This is a genomic window from Sphingosinicellaceae bacterium, assembly GCA_019285715.1.
GTDB lineage: Bacteria > Pseudomonadota > Alphaproteobacteria > Sphingomonadales > Sphingomonadaceae > Glacieibacterium.
The window spans coordinates 2,281,925-2,298,063 of sequence record CP079108.1; the positions used below are offsets into that span (position 1 = coordinate 2,281,925).

The 16,139-nt window shown below is 67.4% G+C and carries 17 protein-coding genes and 1 tRNA gene; 3 read left to right on the forward strand and 15 right to left on the reverse strand.

Annotated features, from left to right (window positions below; all coding sequences use genetic code 11):
• The first annotated feature begins 2 nt into the window (after positions 1 to 2).
• Both KX816_10580 and KX816_10585 read left to right on the forward strand, forming a co-directional pair.
• Complete coding sequence (locus KX816_10580; protein ID QXQ04762.1) at positions 3 to 1,292, forward strand: adenylosuccinate synthase; 1,290 nt, start codon at positions 3 to 5, stop codon at positions 1,290 to 1,292.
• A gap of 28 nt (positions 1,293 to 1,320) precedes the next feature.
• The gene (locus tag KX816_10585; protein ID QXQ04763.1) at positions 1,321 to 1,764 is read left to right on the forward strand and encodes a hypothetical protein; all 444 of its coding nucleotides are present in this window, start codon (positions 1,321 to 1,323) and stop codon (positions 1,762 to 1,764) included.
• Here the strand turns inward: KX816_10585 and KX816_10590 are convergent.
• The 5 genes from KX816_10590 to KX816_10610 form a co-directional block, all read right to left on the reverse strand.
• On the reverse strand, positions 1,761 to 2,030 hold the full coding sequence (locus tag KX816_10590; GenBank protein QXQ04764.1) for a TM2 domain-containing protein: 270 nt from the start codon (positions 2,028 to 2,030) through the stop codon (positions 1,761 to 1,763). The genes KX816_10585 and KX816_10590 overlap by 4 nt on opposite strands.
• Before the next feature lie 52 nt (positions 2,031 to 2,082).
• Entirely contained in the window at positions 2,083 to 3,156 is a 1,074-nt protein-coding gene (gene aroC / locus KX816_10595; GenBank protein ID QXQ04765.1) for a chorismate synthase, read from the reverse strand.
• The gene (locus KX816_10600; GenBank protein ID QXQ04766.1) at positions 3,156 to 6,038 is read right to left on the reverse strand and encodes an SLBB domain-containing protein; all 2,883 of its coding nucleotides are present in this window, start codon (positions 6,036 to 6,038) and stop codon (positions 3,156 to 3,158) included. The genes aroC and KX816_10600 overlap by 1 nt, the downstream gene beginning before the upstream one ends.
• Positions 6,039 to 6,090: 52 nt before the next feature.
• On the reverse strand, positions 6,091 to 6,372 hold the full coding sequence (locus tag KX816_10605; GenBank protein ID QXQ04767.1) for a hypothetical protein: 282 nt from the start codon (positions 6,370 to 6,372) through the stop codon (positions 6,091 to 6,093).
• 137 nt (positions 6,373 to 6,509) lie between these two features.
• Positions 6,510 to 7,394 carry a branched-chain amino acid aminotransferase gene (locus KX816_10610; GenBank protein ID QXQ04768.1) on the reverse strand — a complete coding sequence of 295 codons (885 nt, stop codon included), beginning with the start codon at positions 7,392 to 7,394 and terminating at the stop codon, positions 6,510 to 6,512.
• 70 nt (positions 7,395 to 7,464) lie between these two features.
• On the opposite strand from KX816_10610, the gene KX816_10615 reads away from it, so the two are divergent.
• Entirely contained in the window at positions 7,465 to 7,968 is a 504-nt protein-coding gene (locus KX816_10615) for a MarR family transcriptional regulator (GenBank protein QXQ04769.1), read from the forward strand.
• Here KX816_10615 and KX816_10620 read toward each other — a convergent pair.
• The 10 genes from KX816_10620 to lon form a co-directional block, all read right to left on the reverse strand.
• Positions 7,965 to 8,546 carry a hypothetical protein gene (locus tag KX816_10620; GenBank protein ID QXQ04770.1) on the reverse strand — a complete coding sequence of 194 codons (582 nt, stop codon included), beginning with the start codon at positions 8,544 to 8,546 and terminating at the stop codon, positions 7,965 to 7,967. The two genes, KX816_10615 and KX816_10620, sit on opposite strands and share 4 nt — an antisense overlap.
• A 9-nt stretch (positions 8,547 to 8,555) precedes the next feature.
• Positions 8,556 to 9,350 (reverse strand): pyrroline-5-carboxylate reductase, encoded by a 795-nt coding sequence (proC, locus tag KX816_10625; protein ID QXQ04771.1) that lies wholly within the window; start codon positions 9,348 to 9,350, stop codon positions 8,556 to 8,558.
• A 45-nt stretch (positions 9,351 to 9,395) separates the two neighbouring features.
• On the reverse strand, positions 9,396 to 10,835 hold the full coding sequence (locus KX816_10630) for an esterase-like activity of phytase family protein (protein QXQ08511.1): 1,440 nt from the start codon (positions 10,833 to 10,835) through the stop codon (positions 9,396 to 9,398).
• Between the two features lie 107 nt (positions 10,836 to 10,942).
• Positions 10,943 to 11,461, reverse strand: a complete 519-nt coding sequence (locus KX816_10635) for a YbjN domain-containing protein (protein QXQ04772.1) — start codon at positions 11,459 to 11,461, stop codon at positions 10,943 to 10,945.
• A 100-nt stretch (positions 11,462 to 11,561) separates the two neighbouring features.
• Positions 11,562 to 11,846 carry an accessory factor UbiK family protein gene (locus KX816_10640; GenBank protein QXQ04773.1) on the reverse strand — a complete coding sequence of 95 codons (285 nt, stop codon included), beginning with the start codon at positions 11,844 to 11,846 and terminating at the stop codon, positions 11,562 to 11,564.
• Between the two features lie 2 nt (positions 11,847 to 11,848).
• Entirely contained in the window at positions 11,849 to 12,373 is a 525-nt protein-coding gene (locus KX816_10645; GenBank protein ID QXQ04774.1) for a tryptophan-rich sensory protein, read from the reverse strand.
• A 39-nt stretch (positions 12,374 to 12,412) separates the two neighbouring features.
• A complete protein-coding gene (locus KX816_10650; GenBank protein ID QXQ08512.1) occupies positions 12,413 to 12,982 on the reverse strand; it encodes a glycine zipper 2TM domain-containing protein in 570 nt (189 codons plus the stop codon).
• 180 nt (positions 12,983 to 13,162) lie between these two features.
• Positions 13,163 to 13,237 (reverse strand) — tRNA-Val (locus KX816_10655).
• Positions 13,238 to 13,301: 64 nt separating this feature from the next.
• On the reverse strand, positions 13,302 to 13,574 hold the full coding sequence (locus KX816_10660) for an HU family DNA-binding protein (GenBank protein ID QXQ04775.1): 273 nt from the start codon (positions 13,572 to 13,574) through the stop codon (positions 13,302 to 13,304).
• Positions 13,575 to 13,685: 111 nt separating this feature from the next.
• The gene (gene lon / locus KX816_10665) at positions 13,686 to 16,076 is read right to left on the reverse strand and encodes an endopeptidase La (protein ID QXQ04776.1); all 2,391 of its coding nucleotides are present in this window, start codon (positions 16,074 to 16,076) and stop codon (positions 13,686 to 13,688) included.
• Between the last annotated feature and the right edge of the window lie 63 nt (positions 16,077 to 16,139).

Below are 16,139 nucleotides of genomic sequence, written 5' to 3' on the forward strand. Positions count from 1 at the left end.
GAATGGCCAACGTCGTCGTCATCGGTGCGCAGTGGGGCGACGAAGGCAAGGGCAAGATCGTCGACTGGTTGTCGGAACGCGCCGACGTCGTCGTGCGCTTCCAGGGCGGCCACAACGCCGGGCACACGCTCGTCATCGACGACAAGGTCTACAAGCTCAGCCTACTGCCGTCGGGCATCGTCCGCGGCGCGCTGTCGGTGATCGGCAACGGCGTCGTCTTCGACCCTTGGCACTTCAAGGCCGAGGTCGAGAAATTGCGCGGCCAGGGCGTCACCATCACGCCGGAGAATTTGCAGGTCGCCGAGACCTGCCCTTTGATCCTGCCGCTCCACTCCGAACTCGACGGGCTGCGCGAGGATGCCAGCGGCGCCGGCAAGATCGGCACGACCCGGCGCGGCATCGGCCCGGCGTACGAGGACAAGGCCGGGCGGCGCGCGCTGCGGGTCTGTGATCTCGCGCACCTCGACAAGGCCGGGCCGCAGCTCGACCGGCTGCTCGCGCACCATGACGCGCTGCGCGTCGGCTTCGGCGTGCCGCCGGTCGACCGCGAGGCACTGGTCGCCAGTCTCGCCGAGATCGCGCCGTTCGTGCTGCCGTTCGCGGCGCCAGTGTGGGCGGCGCTCGGCGACGCACGACGGGCGGGCAAGCGCATCCTGTTCGAGGGCGCACAGGGCGTGCTGCTCGACGTCGACCACGGCACCTATCCGTTCGTGACCTCGTCGAACGTCGTCGCTGGGACGGCCGCCTCCGGATCGGGCCTTGGGCCGGGGGCGCTCCAGTATGTGCTCGGCATCGTCAAGGCGTACACGACGCGGGTCGGCAGCGGGCCCTTCCCGACCGAGCTCGACGACGCTGTCGGGCAGCGCCTTGGCGAGCGGGGGCATGAGTTCGGGACGGTCACCGGGCGCAAGCGGCGGTGCGGCTGGTTCGACGCGGTCCTGGTGCGCCAGTCGGTCCAGGTCTCGGGCGTCCGCGGCATGGCACTGACCAAGCTCGACGTCCTCGACGGGTTCGAGGAACTGCGCATCTGCACAGGCTACAAGCTCGGGGGCCGCGTTCTCGACCACTTCCCGGCCCATGCTGCCGACCAGGCCGCGGTCGAGCCGATCTACGAAATCTTCGAAGGCTGGAGCGAGTCGACCGCCGGTGCCCGCAGCTGGGCGCAACTGCCGGCGCAGGCGATCAAGTACATCCGCCGGATCGAGGAGCTGACCGATTGCCCGGTGGCGATGGTCTCGACGAGTCCGGAGCGGCAGGACACGATTTTGGTGCGCGACCCGTTCGTGGATTAGGGAGGCCCCAGTGTCCGACCACGAGAAGTTGCTCGAAAGCGAGTATCTCAAGCTTCAGGACATCGTCGAGCGCAACGACGACCGTGCGCTGCAGATCAAGGGCTGGAGCGTCACGGTATCGCTGGCCGGTGCTATCGCGGCGATCGTCTCCGACAAGATTTCAGATCAGCAGCGGGGTTATGCGCTGATCGCCTGTGCAGCGGCGGCGGCGGGATTCTGGTTGATCGAGACCTATTGGAAGCTTTTCCAACGCGCCTTCTTCGGTCGCATCAACGAAATTGAGGACGCCTTGCGCGCTGGCACAGCTGACACGGTACGGTCATTCCAGATCGGTCGGAGTTGGCAAACCTCGTTCCAGCAATACGGCGTTGCGATGTTCCTCCACGTCGCGCTCACGGCCTCGGTGGCGCTGCCTCATGTCCTGATCTTGTTGATATCGTCGCTTGGAGCCGCGAACTATCTGCTCCGCTAGCGCCGCTCCCGCACCCAGCCCGGGATAAGCAGCGCATCGAACAGCCACCAGATGCCGACGAAGCCCCAGATCAGGAAGCCGAGGCCAAACCACCAGGTCAGCCAGCCAAGTCCGTGAAGGAGCAGCATCACGAGGCCGGAGCCGACACGACCGGTAATGAAGCGGTGGCCGCCGAGGTTGCCGAGAAAGAACCACACGACATAGGTCAACAATGTCGAGACGACCGGGTCGCCGACGGGGTTGGTGCGGTACTGGTCGATCGCCATTGGCGGCACTCCGAGTGTGTTACTCGACTAACATAGTGGAGCGGGTGCGGATTTAAAGCCCTGTCTGCGCCCGGTGCTGCAGTTTCGCGTCCGCCAGCACCAGCGCGACCATCGCCTCCATTACCGGAGCGGCGCGGATGCCGACGCAGGGATCGTGGCGGCCCTTGGTGACGATTTCGGAGGCGGAGCCGTCGCGGGTGATGGTTTCGACGGGAGTCAGGATCGATGAGGTCGGCTTCAGCGCCATCCGCACGACGACCGGCTGGCCGGTCGAGATCCCGCCCGCGGTGCCGCCGGCGTGGTTGGCGAGAAACTCCGGCCGGCCGCCCGCGCCCGGTCGCATCGGGTCGGCGTTCTGTTCGCCGCGCAGGCGGGCGGCCCCGAAGCCATCGCCGATCTCGACGCCCTTCACCGCGTTGATGCCCATGCAGGCGGCGGCGAGGTCGGCGTCGAGCTTGCCGTAGACCGGGCTGCCCCACCCTGCCGGAACTCCGGTGGCGACACACTCCACGATCGCGCCGAGCGACGAGCCATCCTTGCGGGCGGCGTCGAGAGCCGCTTCCCACTGCGCGGCGGTGCCGGCGTCGGGGCAGAAGAATGGGTTGGCGTCGATCTGGGCATCGTCGAAAGCCGTGCGGTCGATCGCGATGCCGCCGAGCTCGACCAGATAGGCGCGGAGGCTTACCTCGGGCATGACCAGACGCGCGACCGCTCCCGCGGCGACCCGGGAAGCCGTCTCGCGCGCCGAGGAACGACCCCCGCCGCGCGGGTCCCGGAAGCCGTATTTCGCGTCATAGGCATAGTCGGCATGGCCCGGGCGATAGGCGCGCGCGACCTCCGAATAGTCCTTCGAGCGCTGGTCGACGTTGTCGATCATCAGGCTGATCGGCGTGCCCGTCGTGCGCCCTTCATAGACGCCGGACAGAATGCGGACCTGATCGGGCTCCTGGCGCTGGGTGGTGAAGCGCGAGGTGCCGGGGCGGCGGCGGTCGAGCCACGGCTGGACGTCGGCCTCGCTCAGTATCAGTCCCGGCGGGCAGCCGTCGACCACCGCGCCGATCGCCGGGCCGTGGCTCTCGCCCCAGGTCGTAAAGCGAAAGACGCGCCCGAAGCTGTTGAAACTCATCAGTTCGTGGCGAGAATCGCCAAGGTCGCCAGCGACGAGAAGAGGGTACCGACGATCGAGGTGACATCGCGCGCCACATCGAGCGTGAACAGCGGATCGATGTTCTTGGGCACGATGATCGTCGAGCCCGGCGGGATCACGCCGATCGCACCGCTGCGGGCCCAACGGCCCTTCCGCAGCGGTTGCGACGAGCCGTTCGGCAGCACCACGAAGATGCGCTTTTCGTCGGCGGTCCACTGGGTGCCACCGGTCTCGGCGAGATAGTCCTTGGCGTACTTGCCCGAGATGAACTGGAGCGCGCCGGGGTTGTTGACGTCGCCGAGCGCGAGCACGAAATTCGGGCGCTTGGGCACGTAGATCGCGTCGCCGGACTCGAGCACGGTGTCGAGGTCGGGGCGCAGACCGAGGACGCGCGGGTCGGCTTCGACCACGACCCGCCCCGGGGCCTCGGCGGACGACAACTGGCTGATCAACGACTGGGCCGCGAGCAGGGAGTCGCCGGTCTGGCCGGTCTTGCGTGACGATGCGGCAAGTAGCCCGTTGGTCAGCTCGCGCCCGGTGCGGCGGAAGCCCTCCTGCTGGAGTTCCTTGACGCTGCGGCGGGTAAAGATCGTGCCGTAGGGATAAGCCAGGGTCGACAGGCCGCCGGCGCGAGCCATCAATTGCGACAGCGTCTCGCCCTTGCGGATCGAATACAGGCCAGGCCGCGCGAACTCGCCGGTCAGCAGTACGCCACCGGGTTCGGATTGCGGCTGCGAGCCATTGAAGCGCAGGTCATCACCGGCGCTGACGCGGGTCAGCGACAGGGCATCGGCGGCGACGCCCGGGGCGATGCGCTCCTGGGTGCTGGTGTCGCCGTCGCTGCGGGTAACGTCGAGAGTCAGGCGGCTGGCGTTGACCAGCAAACCTTCGGCAGCGGCGGCGAGGTCGCGCGCGGTCTCGCTGCCGGCAATCGGGTAGGCGCCGGGACGGCGGATCGAACCGCCGACCGAGACCGAGTTCTCGATCAGCACCGGGAGCAGCTCGGGCTCCTCCTCGAACACTGCCGCGCACTGGCGCGGATCGCGGGTGCTGCGGAGTGCGGTACCGGAGCTCAACGTCGGGTCGCGCGTGTACGCGGTATCGCGGGTGTCATCGCGCTGGTCGTCGCTGGTGTTGTCGGGTGCCTGGCTGTCGACATCGGCGAGCGCGGCCTGCTCGCCGGTCACCGCAAGACGGCGGTCGGGAGTGGTGTTGCTGGTGCTACCGTTGGGTGTCACGCGATATTGATCGCCTTCGGTGCGCAGGGCCTCGTCGCCGCGGCGGTTGCTCTGGAGGCCGCCGACCGCGGCGACGTCGCTGCGGCCCGCACGCTCGACGATGAAGGTACCGCGGGTGACGGCATTGAAGCGCGACGACTGGGTGTTGCCGACAAGGGCCTGAAGGCGCTCGAGTGAACTGCACTGGGTCAGATTGTTGGGCTGGCCGAGGATGATGCGCCGGACGACGTTGCGGTTCATGAAGTCGATGTCGGCGCGGCTGAAGACGAACAGCCGATCGTCGCTGCGCAGCGGCACAGGGTTCGTGGTCAACGCACTGAGCAGATTGATCGGCTCGAAGACCCGCGACGAAGTGTTGGGATCGCGGCGGATCAGGACGGCCATCGGCAGATACGTGTCGAGGCGCAGGTCGCGGACTTCACCGAGCAGGTCGCGGACGGTCGGAGCGGAGCCGAGCGAGCGCGGCCCAGGATTGGCGACGAAGCCACGAAGCTGGACCCGGCCGGCGGCACCGCCGGCGCTGCCGCTGGTCAACTGGACCGCGTCGCCCGGGATCACCGCACTGGCCAGAGCGGCCGAGCGCACGAACTGCTCCGAGCCGTCGGGGTTGATCCGGCTGATCGCGATGGCGTTGCCGCGCGGGCGCAAGGCACCGCCGGCGTAGTCCAGCAGCGCGCCGACCGTAGTGCCCTTGCGGGATTCGTAGATGCCGGGGCGGGCAACGTTGCCGGCGATCGCGACGGTGTCGCCGATGACCGGCACGATGATGCGGTCGCCGTCGCGCAGGCGGATTGCGGGCGGGCTGCCGATGCCAAGCAGGCCGTACAGGTCGACGACGACGGTGCCGCCGCCGGCGTGGACGACACGGACCGTCCGCAGGCTGCCGGTGCGGCGGATGCCGCCGGCCTGGGCGAGCGCGGCCGAGATATCGGAGAGCGAGGTCAGCTGGAACTGGCCCGGGCGCACGACTTCGCCGCCGACGAACACCGTCGCCGAACGTGCGCTGCCGAGCGAGACATAGACGTCGGTGCCGAGCAGGGTGCGGCGGGTTGCGGCCGCGAGGTCATTGCGGATCGCGCCGAGCGAGCGCCCGGCGGCCTGGATCGGCGGCACGGCGCCGACGACCAGCCGGCCCTCGCGGTCGACACGCGTTGTCCGGCTGTCGTTGGTCGCGCCCTGAAACTGGACGACGATCTCGTCGCCAGGGCCGACGATATAGCTGTCGCTGACGGTCCCGGTGAGCGGGCCGCTGCTGCCGGTAACCGACTGGAACAGCTCATAGCCGAATTGGCGCAGGGTGCGGTCCGACAAGCGGTCCTGAAACTCGCGTTCGATCGGCGAGGGGCGGTAAAGGCGTGCGATCGCCGCGCGCGACTGCAGGCGGCGGAGCTCCTGCTCTTCGGCGGTGTCGACCTTGCCGGTGCGCTGCGCCGCGAGGTCGGACTCGCTCGGGCGCTGCTCGGTCTCGCGGGCACGGTCGAGCGCGCTGCCCTGCTGGCCGCCGGCACCGAGCTGGCTCTGGACCTGGCTGAGAACGCGGGGATCGATCGACTGCCCGGTCGCCGGCAGGGCAATAGTCGCCGCCAACGCCAGCACGGCAACCTGTCCGAGCCTTTTGATCATCAAGTAGTCCACCCGCTTACGACGCGGGGTTTAGGGTTGGTGTGTCACCGCGTCAATCGACGCGGGATGCCGCCGCAATGCGGGTACCACGCACGTCCGCCAGCGACTCAGGCTGGACAGTGGACGCGATCGCCGTCTCGACGCGCGCATCGGCACCAAGCAAGGCGAGACGAACCTGATCGGTGGTACGGCCGGTCTCGACCAGCTCCTGATCTGCGTGCCCAAAGCGCTCGCCGACCGTCACCATTCCCTGGCTGACGATCGACGGCACAACCCACAGCCCTGCCGCTATCGCGAAGACGCTGAGCAAGGGGAAAAAGCGCTGGATCATCATCTCTCGACTGAAACGGGTACGCACCAAGCAACGGTAATCACTCATGTACGCTAATGCGGTGTATTTATTGCCGTCTCATGAACAGGATGCCGGATCGTTTAGTTTCGACGGTAAATGGCCGAAAATACAAAAGAAAATCAGTTAGTGTGCCTTCCGCGCACCAAGTCTGCATAGTCTGCCTGAAGCTGGCGGGTCATTGCACCGACTTCGAACCGCCATGGTCCAATCTCTGCCAACGGCGTCACTTCCGCTGCGCTGCCGGTGAGGAACGCCTGCTCGAATGTCTCGAGTTCCTCGGGCCAGATCGCGCGCTCGACGACCTCGATGCCGCGCTGCTGCGCGAGGCCCATGACGGTGCGCCGGGTGATGCCGTTGAGAAAGCAATCGGGCGTCGGCGTGTGGAGCTTGTTGTCCTTCAGGAAGAAGATGTTGGCGCCCGTCGCCTCCGCCACCTGGCCGCGCCAGTCGAGCATCAGGGCATCGTCGTAGCCGGCGTCGGCGGCCGCGTGCTTGGACAGGGTGCAGATCATGTACAGCCCAGCCGCCTTCGACTGGGTCGGCGCGGTGTATGGGGCGGGCCGGCGCCACTTGGCGACGTTGAGGCGGAGGCCCTTGGCAAGTGCCTCCTCACCGAAATAGGCGCCCCATTCCCAGCACGCGATGGCGAGGTGGGGCTTGGTGAGCTGGGCGGCGACGCCGATCTGCTCCGAACCGCGCCAGGCGATCGGGCGGACGTAGCAGTCGCTCAGGCCGTTGGCGGCGACGACCTCGTTGGTTGCGGCGTTGATCTGATCGCGGGTCCATGGGATGTCGAAGCCGAGCAATTTCGCTGAGTTCAGCAGGCGGTCGCTGTGCTGGTCGAGCGCGAAGACCTTGCCGCCATAGCAGCGCTGGCCCTCGAACACCGCACTGGCGTAATGCATCGCGTGAGTCAGGATGTGGATGTTGGCGTCGCGCCACGGTCGCAGCGCGCCGTCGAACCAGATGAAGCCGTCGCGGTCGTCGAAGCTCGCGGTCGTCATCCCTCGTTCCTTATCGTTTTATGTCGCGATTGCGTTGCGCCGGGTAACATTCTGTGCGAAATACGTCAACATGGTTGACGCAGTTTCTCTTCGCTCGAACGCCGCCTCGCCGCTGTTCCTGCGCGAAGCCGAAATCCGCCGGGGCATCGAGCTGCTTTATTTCGGCTACACCAACATGGTTCGTGGTGCCGACGACATGCTGGCCGCGGAGGGCTTCGGCAGGGCCCACCACCGTGCCCTCTACTTCATCGCGCGGGCGCCGGGAATGCCGGTCAGCGACCTGCTGCAACTGCTCAACATCACCAAGCAGTCGCTTAGTCGCGTTCTCGCCGAACTTCAGGCCGAGGGGCTGGTGTCCGCCACCGTCGGGCCGCGTGATCGCCGCCAGCGGCTGCTCGACCTGACCGATGCGGGAAAGACGCTCGAGGCGGCACTGTTCGAGGAGCTGCGGCGCGGCATGGCGGCGGCCTATGCGGCGGCCGGCCAGGGTGCGGTGACGGGCTTCTGGGCGGTGCTCGAGGGCCTGATCCCGGAGGCCGACCGCCCGATGATCGAGGGTCTCGCGACCCGCTAGCCGGCGGCCGCGGCGGAACGCTGGCCCGGCCGCCACTTCGCCCAGCGTTCGGCGCGCTCGAGGTCGGTGTCGAGCGCCTTCATCGTCGCCGCGAGGTCGGGATCGGCATCGTCGAGCCAGGTCCGTGAGGCGTGCAGCACCAGCGCGGTCAGCGCCTCGACCCGCAATGGCCCGAGCAATCCGCTGGTTTCGACGCCCGCTGCCGCAGCGATGCGCGCCACCGACACGACCAGCGTCCCGAGCATCACCGCCGCCAGCGCCGGATCGCGCTTCGCCGCCTCGCCGAGCGCACGGACCGCGGCCTTGTGGGCGTCGCCGGCATCGAAGCGCGCCATCAGCAGCGCGAACAGCCGGTCGCGGACGCTGGTATCGGGGTCGCTGGCGGCCTCGGCGAGCGCGGCGCGGTCGAGACGGCGTCCGAATGCCGACAGGGCGCTCCAGCGGTCGGGCAGCACCGCCGTGAGGTCGGTCGCGGTCAATCCGGCCAATGCGGCGGCGGTATCGGGACGGGCGTCGCGCCAGCCGTCGCGGGCGATCGCCGCCATCCAGCCGTCGAGAACCTGATCTTCGCTTGTCATGGGATCTGCCTACACCGGCTCGCCGAGTTCGCGCGAGCGCCGTGCTGCCGCAGCGACGGTGCCGGCGACGAGCGCTCCCAACTCGGGCTGCAGCACGCCAAGACCGGCAGCGGTGGTGCCGCCCGGGCTGGTCACCGCGATGCGGAGCTCGGAGGGAGTCGCGTCGCGCAACGCCGCCAGCGCCCCTGCCCCCGCGACCGTCCGCAACGCCAGCGCGTCGGCGAGCGTCGCGGGCAGACCCGCCGCCCTGCCCGCCGCCGCCAGCGCCTCGATGAAGGCGAAGACGTAGGCCGGGCCCGACCCCGACACCGCGGTCACCGCGTCGAACTGTGCTTCGTCGTCGAGCCACACGCACTCGCCGGCCGCCGCCATCAGCGCTTCCGCCTCAGCTTGCCCCTCGGCGCCGGTGGAATACAGCGCAGTGACGCCGTGCCCGATCCGCGCCGGGGTGTTGGGCATGGTGCGCACGACGCACCGCCCCCCGAATGCCGCCGACACCGCCGCGAGGCCGACCCCCGCCATGATCGACACGACCAGCGTATCGGGCTTGAGCCGCGCCGCCACCGGTGCCGCCGCCGCCGCGAGCAGCTGCGGCTTGACCGCGACGACGAGGATGTCGGGCCCCTCCCCCGCCGGCGGTTCGGCGCCCGCGGCGATGCCGTCGGGCAGCGCGCGCGGGTTCGGGTCGATCACCGCGATGCCGGTCATCCCACCCGCCATCCAGCGGTGCAGCAACGCTCCGCCCATGTTGCCACACCCTAGCAGCCAGAGGGAGCCGAGGTCGGTGAGGTGCGGCGTGGTCATCACCGCAGTATCGAAGAACGCGGGCGCGAGCGCCAGTGCAGTGGCTCAGGCCAGCACAGCGCCCCCGCGACGGCGGCGCAGCAGGCTGCCCGCGATACCAAAACCAGCGATCATCGATAACCAGGTCGACGGCTCCGGCACCGACGCCGCCAGCTCCTGCGCGATGAAGTTCGGCAGGTCGCTATCCTGGAAGCCGAATACGAAGAACTGGTTGGCTCCCGCGACATCGGGCACGAAGTCGTTGTCATTGGCGACGAACAGCGTGTGATAGATGCTGCCGAGGTAGGTCACGTCCTGGCCGAAGGCGAAGCCCTCGATCTTTGCCGGCACCTGTGCGGTGCTGAGACCATTGGCCGTAAGCGCGGTGACGATGTCGAGGAATTCCGTCTTGCCGACGACCGCCGCGATGGCAGCAGCTCCACTCAGGCCCGTGATGTCGGTCGCGCCTGCCAGGTCGATGGTGAAGGCCTGCTTGACCGCGGCATTACTGCCATCGCCAAGGCCCTTGCCGTCGCGCTCGTCGACCAGGAACTCGGTATTGCTGATCGCGACGATGTCGCTGACGCCCGAGCCGCTGGTCAGGTTGTAGCCGTATTCATGGGTCGCCCCGGTGGCGATGTCGATGGTCACGATGCGCAGCAGCTTCTTGGTCTTGCTGTCGGCTGCATCCTGGATCAGCGGTGCCTGCATGATGCCGACCAGGGTCTTGCCGTCGGGCGTGATGGCGAGCCCCTCCATGCCTTTGTTGGCGACGCGGCCAGAGGTGTTGCCACTGATTTCGGTCGCACCGTTCGGCGACAGATTGGCGACGTCCAAGTTGCCGGGCAACGCGAAGGTCTTGATCAGCGAACCGGTGTTCCGATCGAACTGACGAACATAGGGGCCGTATTCATCCGAGATGAAAACGCTGCGGCCGTCGTTCGAGACGCGAACCGATTCGGGGTCGAAGCGGGCATTCGACGCATTGCCCGAGTTACCCGTCCCGTAGTTGTCAGACCGCCCAGTGAAGTAATTCAGACCGGCAGAATTCGCGCCCGGGACCCCGGAGCCGACACCGAGGCCGGCGCCGGTACCGTAGTTGAGGGGGCTCTTGCTGGACAGCAGCGTCGTGCCGGTCAGCTTCGTCGAGAGCGAGAACGGCAGCGAACCGCCCGCACCGGCGACCAGGCTCAACTTGAGGGTCTGGAAACGGGCGATGTACGAGGTCGTATCGTCGACGGCCGAATTATACGGGGTGGCGTTGGGGCCACGGTCAGGCGTCGCGATGAAGGTGTTGTGCCCTGCGTACGCGATGCCCGAACCAAGGCCACCAAGGAAGTTGCCGGCAACGCCGTTCTCCAACGCGCCGGTCAGCCCGGACAGGTCGGTGTTCACGCCGGCGCTGCTGCCGCTGATCGAGCCGTTGGCGAGCAGGACCACGTTACCCGACGCAGGCATCGCGACGATCGTCGCGAGCATCAGGGCCGGCAGATACTTCTTGGACATCGAGGTTCCCCGCTTGTTAGGACAATACCTAACAGCGCTTAACCGCGATTTATTACAGTTCGGCGTACCGGCAACGCCCGCCACCGGGCGCGTCCCAGCGGCCGATCTTACGCCTCGCCGACGGTATCCAGCAGCGCCGCCTGCAGCGCGTCGGCGGGCGACTTGCCGGCCCACAGGACGAACTGGAACACCGGGTGATAGCGGTCACACTCGTCGATTGCGGCTTCGACGAGCATCTCGGCCTGGCCCATGGTCAGGTCGATGTCTTCCTCATCGTCCTCGCTGTCGAGGAGCGTCGCGTGGCGGAACAGCAAGGCGCCGTCCGCCGACCACATCTCGAAGTGGCCGATCCACAACTGCTCGTTGATCAGCCCGATGGTCTCGTAGATCGCGGCGCGCTTGTTGTCGGGCACCCGGACGTCGGGCAGCGCGATGAGCTGGAGGACATGCTCCTCCTCCCGCCACAAGGCGCGAAGCTCGTAGGTGGTCCACTCGCCGGCGATCGAAGCGGTGATCTCCTCGTCGCCGGTGCGCTCGAAAGCATGGCCGTGCGCGTTGAAATAATGCTCGAGCATGTCGATCGGCGCGGCGGGCGCATGGGTGAAGGCGAAGTCGACTGATGTCATGTCCGGTTCCCCCTACTGGACGTGGGTGGACGCTGACGCGAACGGTGCGGAGGCGCAATGGCGCGACTCGGCGACCCTGTGCGAAAGCTGTGGATAAGCGTCATACGATGGGGGCATCCGCCGGTGGCGCGGCGGGCTGCGGAGCCATGGCGGCGCGCAGCGCGGCGATCTCGGAGCGCAGGGCCTCGACCTCGGCGCGGGCGTTGGCGGCCATCGCCTTGACTGCCTCGAACTCGTCGCGGTCGATCATGTCGAGTCCGCCGACGGCCTCGCGCAGGCGGGAACGGGTCGCGGTCTCGATCTCGCGGCCGACGCCAGCGAAGGTGCCCATCGCCGATGTCGCAACCTTGGCGAGGTCGGCGAAAATGCGGTTCTCGGTCTGCATGTCTATCGCTCCTGCGCTAGGACGGTCGGGCCGCCGTGGGGGTTGAGTTGCCAGATGTCGAAGTTTAGCCCGGAAGCAAAACCCAGCCAGCATAGATAAGGTACCATGAGCCAAGCTGCGACCCGGTTGACGCGGCCGAACGCGAAGGTCGTGATCAGCGCCGCCAGCGCCACGATGCCGAGCAGGACCAGGCTGTAGAATATCTGGTGCTCGCCGAAGAACAGCGGCGCCCAGGCGAGATTGAGCGCCAGTTGCGCCGCGAACAGCCCGAGCGCGATCCAGCGGCCGCTAACCTTGGTCGCCCAGACCAGCGCGGCGGCGATGCCCATCAGCGAATACAGCGCCGTCCACGCGATCGGGAAAGCGATGCCCGGTGGCTGCGCTGCGGGCAGGGTCAGGGCGTTGAACCAGGCGCTGTCACCAGTCGGGCCGCTCAGTCGCGCCGATGCACCACCCAAAAAATTGAGCAGCGGCACGAACACTATGGCGGCACGAAGGGCGGAGCCGCGGGCGGCAGGGGCGGGCATCGCCCTCCCCTAGCCTAACTCGACGCGGCTGCGAACCCGTTAGCGACAGGTAACGTTGCGATCGACCGAACGACCCAGCAAGCCGCCACCGACTGCGCCGAGCACGGTGCCGAGCGTGTTCGATCCGCCCGACGCGATGACGTTGCCGAGCACGCCGCCGCCGATCGCGCCGACGATCAGCCCGGTCGTGCCGTCCGAGCGGCGGCAGTAATAACGGTTGTCACGACCACGGTAGATGCGGTCGTTCGGCCCGAGCCGGCGTGGCTGGTAATAGCGACCGTCGCGGTAATACTGGTCGGCGTAATAGGCGCGCTCGCCGCGCGGCAGGCGGTTGTAGTCGTAGTTGCGGTAGCTCCGCCAATCGCCGCGTCCGCGATCGTCGCGTCCGCGATCATGATCGCGGCGGTCGCCGTCGTCCCGGTAGCCGCTATCGCGCCGGTCGTCGCCACGGCGGTCATCTCGGCGATCGTCACCGCGGCGGTCGTCACCACGGCGGTCCTCACCACGGCGGTCGTCACCACGGTCATCGCGCCGGTCGTCGCCCTGATACTGGCGGTCACGGTAACGGTCGTCGCGGTCGCCGTTCTGGGCGGTTGCAGCGATCGGCATCGCCAGGATCGAAAGCGCCGAAACCCCAAGGATAAGAGTGCGGAACATGATTTTCTCCGTCTTGCACATCGCTCCGGCGCGTTGGTCGCGGCGGTTGGCTGGTGTAACGAAGATGCGCCGCAGACGGGTGCACCGTCCGGCGCAGGCTAGCCCTGAACGGTGGTGATCGATTGCGGAAACTGGTGGGCGCGGCAGGGTTTGAACCTGCGACCCCTCGCGTGTGAAGCGAGTGCTCTACCGCTGAGCTACGCGCCCGCCGCCAGCGAGGCGCTCGTCTAGACGGCACCACCCCGGGTGTAAAGGTGGCGGCCGTGCGCGCCTAGTTGACCGCGTCCTTCAAACCCTTGCCGGCACGAAACTTGGGCTGGTTCGCGGGTGCGATCGTCATCGGCTCGCCGGTCCGCGGATTGCGGCCATCCGAGCCCTTGCGCTGGCTGACGACGAACGTCCCGAAGCCCACCAGCTTCACCTCGCCGCCGCCCTTGAGCGTCGCAGTGACCGCGTCGAGCACCGCCTCGACCGCTCGCCCGGCATCGCCGCGCGGGAGGCCCGTGCTCTCGGCCACTGCCGTGACCAACTCCTGCTTGTTCATTTGCCCTCCCCTACTACGCCCGCCCCCGGGGTAACGCATGAGGCCCGGCCGCGACCCCCAAGTCAAAGGGATTCGTTCCCCTTTGTGGGATTCGCGACCGGGCGCTTCAGTCTAGTGACGGACGGCGAGTTCCTCGACGACCGCAGCGTCGGGCAACGCCGCCAGTTCGGCCGGCTCGACCCACTCGATCGGTACCAGCGGCAGGGTCAACGCCTCCGCCAGCACCTGGTCGGCGTGGGCGACGGGGATGATCCGCAGCTGCTCGGTGACGTTCTTCGGGATGTCCGCCAGATCCTTCTCGTTGTCCGCCGGGATGAACACCGTGGTGATCCCGCCGCGCAACGCCGCCAGCAGTTTCTCCTTCAAGCCGCCGATCGGCAGGACGCGGCCACGCAGCGTGACCTCGCCGGTCATCGCGATGTCCTTGCGAACCGGGATGCCGGTCAGCGTCGAGACCATCGCCACGACCATCGCCACACCGGCAGAAGGACCGTCCTTGGGAGTCGCACCTTCGGGGACGTGGACGTGGATCTCCTTCTTCTCGAACACCGACGGCTTGATGCCGTACTGGAGCGACCGCGCCTTGACGAAGCTCAGCGCCGCCTGGATCGACTCGGTCATCACGTCGCCGAGCTTGCCGGTCGTGCGGATCGTGCCCTTGCCGGGCGCGGTGACGGCCTCGATGGTCAGCAATTCGCCGCCAACCTCGGTCCAGGCGAGACCGGTGACGGCCCCGATCTGGTCCTCGACCTCGCCGACGCCGAAGCGGAACTTCTGCACGCCCGCGAACTCGTGGAGGTTGTCGACGTCGACCGTGACCGAGATCGCCTTGTTCTCGAGGATGCGACGCAACGACTTCCGCGCCAGCTTGGCCAGCTCGCGCTCCAGCGTCCGCACGCCGGCTTCCCGCGTGTAATAGCGGATCAGGTCGCGCAGCGCGCCGTCGGTGACCGCGAACTCGTGCGGCCTCAGGCCGTGCGCATCGTACTGCTTCGACAGCAGGTGGCGCTTGGCGATCTCGACCTTCTCGTCCTCGGTATAGCCCGACAGATGGATGATCTCCATGCGGTCGAGCAGCGCCTGCGGCATGTTGAGCGAGTTCGCGGTCGTAACGAACATCACGTCCGAGAGATCATAGTCGATCTCCAGGTAGTGGTCGTTGAACGCCTTGTTCTGCTCCGGATCGAGCACCTCGAGCAGCGCCGACGACGGATCGCCGCGAAAATCCTGGCCGAGCTTGTCGATCTCGTCGAGCAGGAACAGCGGGTTCGAAGTCCCGGCCTTCTTGAGGTTCTGGATCACCTTGCCCGGCAACGAACCGATGTAAGTCCGCCGGTGGCCACGGATTTCCGCTTCGTCACGGACGCCGCCAAGCGACTGCCGGATGAACTCGCGGCCGGTCGCCTTGGCGATCGAGCGCCCGAGCGAGGTCTTGCCGACGCCCGGGGGGCCAACGAGGCACAGGATCGGACCCTTGAGCTTGTTGGTTCGCACCTGTACGCCGAGATACTCGATGATCCGGTCCTTGACCTTCTCCAGCCCGTAGTGGTCGTCATCGAGGACCTTCTGCGCCAACGCGATATCGCGCTTTATCTTCGACTTCTTGTTCCACGGCAGGCCGAGCAAAACGTCGAGGTAATTGCGCACGACGGTCGCTTCCGCGGACTGCGGAGCCATCGCCTTGAGCTTCTTCAACTCGGAGATGGCGCGCTCGCGGGCCTCCTTCGGCAGGCGGGCCCGCGCGATCTTCTCCTCGATCTCGGTGACCTCGTCCTTGGCCTCGTCGCCCTCGCCCAGCTCGCGCTGGATCGCCTTCATCTGCTCGTTGAGGTAATACTCGCGCTGGGTCTTCTCCATCTGGCGCTTGACGCGGCTGCGGATCTTCTTCTCGACCTGCATGACGCCCATCTCGCCTTCCATGAAGCCGAAGATGAGTTCGAGCCGCTTGGCGACGTCGGATTCGCCCAGGATCGTCTGCTTGTCGGCGATCTTGAGGTTGAGGTTGGCGGCGACCGTGTCGGCAAAACGCCCGGCGTCGTCGATCTGGCCGATCTGCACGGCGATCTCGGGCGCGGTCTTCTTGTTGAGCTTGACGTAGCCCTCGAACTGCTTGGCAGCCGAGCGGACCAGGGCCTCGATCTGGGTGGCGTCGCCGATGACGTCCTCGACCGGCTCGAGCGTCGCCGACAGATACTCGCCGCTGGCGTCGAGGCTGGTGAGCCGGGCGCGCGACTGGCCCTCGACCAGCACCTTGACGGTGCCGTCGGGAAGCTTGAGCAGTTGCAGGACGGTGGCAACGGTGCCGACGTCGTAGAGTTCACCCGCGGCGGGGTCCTCGTCGCCGGGGTTCTTCTGGCTCAGCAGGAACACGGTCTTGTCGCCGTGCATCACCGCCTCGAGCGCTTTCACGGACTTATCGCGGCCGACGAACAGCGGCACGATCATCTGCGGAAAGACGACGATATCCCGGAGCGGCAGGACAGGAAGGGTCTGGTCGGTCATCTGGTTACTCCCACGCCCGAAGATACGGCGGGCGGCTTGAGAACGATATGGGGATGGTGCACC